1 protein-coding gene is annotated in these 950 nt (G+C 44.3%); it reads right to left on the bottom strand.

Annotated elements, in window-relative coordinates; all coding sequences use genetic code 11:
* Nucleotides 1-737 (bottom strand): transposase (locus tag GC096_RS07090; RefSeq protein WP_246302622.1); only part of this gene is annotated, 737 nt, incomplete at its 3' end.
* Nucleotides 738-950 lie beyond the last annotated feature (213 nt).

Here is a 950-nt window from a genome sequence, read left to right as displayed (position 1 = left end):
CTTTCAAGCGATGCCTGAATGGCTTCTGATGTCTCATAGATCCGAAGACCTGGCAGATCTAGCGGCGGATTACCATCTTCCAAAAGAACCGAGCGTACTGCAGCCAAATAGTCCTTTGCAACTTCAGCTTCTTCGGAGACATCTTGGTCTAGCTTTCTTTCAATAGCACGAATACCGCGGAGACTTTTCTTTATGCCCGTTTTTAATTTTCGATCTAGATCCACGATAGGCTTAGCTACATCCTTTAAATAGTGATACTGACAATACTGATACGGAACTTCTGGTAGCAGTGATTCCATAGCTAGACGAATAGACTGCTGTCCGTCTGAAACGATACCGATGATGGGAAAACCTAGATCAATAACCGGTTGAATAAGGCTCTTCAGTTCTTCGGCCGAACTACTTTTCACGCTTTTTGCGACGAGAATTGTCCCACTGAACACTTCTCGAATGACATAAAGGGTCTCATTTCCTTTCTCAGGCTGCACACCATCCATGGAGATCATAATTCCCCCATGTTGAACGACAACATGCTGAAGTTCATCCTTCACAAATTCAGTTACACTCGAGCGTAACAGTGTTAGATAGCGTTCATACAATCTTTGCGAGTTCCGCTCCGATGTGGACACACCGCGCTCCGTGAGTTCTTCGGTAATTTCTGCAATGGTCATGTGTTGCTTGAAGCGAAGCTGACCAACTAAGGCAAGCACGTCAAAACCATACGAAGTATGCTTCATAGCAAGCAACGCTGCTTCCGCGGATTTGTAGTATGTTTTTGGGTATGCGCAGTTTGGATTCGAACAAACATAGGCCATGCTCCAAGCTTGAATGACACCGTTTAGCGTAGAGATATTTTTCTTCCAAGCTGTATGACTTCGCTTCAGTTTTGCTCCACAGTGAACGCAGTAAGAGAATTCGGGTTGGAAGTATATTTTTCTTTCTGGAATAAT

It is taken from the genome of Paenibacillus plantarum, from assembly GCF_013141695.1.
In the GTDB taxonomy this organism is placed as follows: Bacteria; Bacillota; Bacilli; order Paenibacillales; family NBRC-103111; genus Paenibacillus_E; species Paenibacillus_E plantarum.
Note: the sequence above shows the minus strand (reverse complement) of the source record. Positions and strands in the feature narration are given on the sequence as shown.